Here is a 2,053-nt window from a genome sequence, read left to right as displayed (position 1 = left end):
ATCCCCTTTCGCACCAAATATCGCGCCAACTGGTTGGCTTTGCAGTTCAACTCCTCATACGTCAGCGACTGCCCCTCATGCAGCACTGCAGTCCTCTCCGAGACTAACTTCACTTGCTCCTCGAAGAGCGTGCTTATCGGCTTTCCCGCAGGATAAAGGCGCTTCTCTCCATTGAACTTCTTAATCAACAGGTCGCGTTCACTCTTCGGCATAATCGATAGTGAGAGTGCCGGCACCTGCGAGTTCTTTTCTAGCGAGTCCACGAGTGAGCACAGTGCTGCCTCCACGTACGCCGCCACCCGGTCCGCCTCGATGCTCCGGTCCGTCTGCATCGTCAGCACAAATCTGTCTTGAAGATCATCCACAGTCAACGCGACTGGATAATTTGTCCACGCATCTCCCCTGTCGATCACTCTTATCCCGATCTCGGCCCTTTGGCTCTGGACCGCCTCGGGCGGGCTGTGCCGGTAGTTCAACAAGGCAGTAAATAGCGGCACACCGCTAGCTATCTCGGCGCAGCGCTGCGCAATGGGCAGCGGCGTATTCTCATAGTCGAACAGCCTCCTCAATTCCCCGTTAACTTGGTCCAAGCACTCCTTGACAGACGCCTCCTTCAGCCGCAGCCGAATAGGCAGCGTATTGACGGACATCCCCAACACCCGTCGGCTCCTCTCACCTCTCTGTTCACTCGTCAGTAACACAGTGCCGAAAACAATGTCATGTTTTCCGCACGTGTGAGCTACGACTAGTGCCCAAGCGGCGTGAAACAGCCTAGCCGCACTCACTCCAAATTCATTTGCCGCAGTTCGAATCCGTCGTGCTAAGCCTGCGTCAACTTGACAATGAGACTCCAAGACTCGACTCGCGTCCCTATGCGCGTCCAACAGCCCGAAAGGCGCAGTAGGCTCATCGATCCCTCTGAGGGCCTCTCGGAAAAAGCCCTCTGCATCATGCGTCCGATCATCCGCAAGCACATGGGCCACGTAATTCCGATATGCCACTGGAGACGGCAGTTCGTGATCACGGTTGTCACAGCAAGCGAACACCTCTTCGATTATTTTTCTCAATGACCGATGATCGGAGATCAGATGGTGAACTTGAAGAAGAGCGTAGTCTTTTTCTCCGTGCTCTTCTCCTGCTAAGAGCAGACGCAACAGGGGCGCTCGTCGAAGGTCCCAAGCATTGCCACCAGGTTTCATCCGCGACCTGAGCTGCTCCAGGGGCTTACTAATGCGGCCCAAATCCTCAATCGGCAATGTCGCCTTTCGATAGACCACCTGTATAGGCCGCGGCAAATCCTCCCATAGCACTGCACTTCTCATAATATCGTGTCGATCCATCACTCTATTCAATGCGCTTATCAGCGTTCCCGAGCTCGCCCGAGAATCCAATTCGAACAAGATCGACAGAACATAGGTGTCGCTACACGGGTTTAGCAGCCAATGGAATAGCATCCCCTCCTGGAGGGGGGACAGCGGGTACATGTCTTGCACGTTCGGGGCTCCGCCCGGCACGCTCTGAACCGCTGTTTCAAGCTGCTGGCGGTTCAATCGAATGAGGCTCAACGGCTTCAAGTCACCATTCCTGTACTGTGGATCCATTGAATCGAGCAGCTCGCTGTCAGAGGCATTGTTCTGTTCGCTCTCTGATCTTCCGCTGTCATTCTGAGCAGGAGATTTTTCCGGCGACAGGACGAAACTCACCTCTTCGTTCATTGAACCTGCCTCTGACTTGAAAGCTCGCGTGCACTTTGAGACGCAGCAGAGAACATGATCAGCCGCCCGAGAAATCATTTCAGCGCCAATTGTGATCGCAGTAGCACCGTTCTGGCTGCTCACATTGCGCATCCGTCAGTAAAGCGCTTGAACGACGCCCCCTCGCGAGCAGCGTCGAAGCATCGCTTATTTGCTTTGTGTGCTGGCTGGCTGCGTATTCCACGCGATCGTGAACAGGCTTTCCACGGGATGGTGAACACCCAATCCACGGCAACGTGAACACGATTCCACGGGACCGTGAACACTTTGGCAGGAGCCGTGGAAAAGTGTTCACGATC

2 protein-coding genes are annotated in these 2,053 nt (G+C 54.8%); both read right to left on the bottom strand.

Annotated elements, in window-relative coordinates; genetic code table 11:
* The coding region (locus JM946_RS29820; protein WP_230980106.1) for a condensation domain-containing protein at nucleotides 1-1,715 on the bottom strand (1,715 nt) is incomplete at its 3' end.
* A 119-nt stretch (nucleotides 1,716-1,834) separates the two neighbouring features.
* On the bottom strand, nucleotides 1,835-2,053 hold a 219-nt coding region (locus JM946_RS30085; RefSeq protein ID WP_218043212.1), incomplete at its 5' end, for a hypothetical protein.

The sequence above is a fragment of the Steroidobacter gossypii genome, assembly GCF_016801985.1.
Taxonomy (GTDB): domain Bacteria; phylum Pseudomonadota; class Gammaproteobacteria; order Steroidobacterales; family Steroidobacteraceae; genus Steroidobacter; species Steroidobacter gossypii.
Note: the sequence above shows the minus strand (reverse complement) of the source record. Positions and strands in the feature narration are given on the sequence as shown.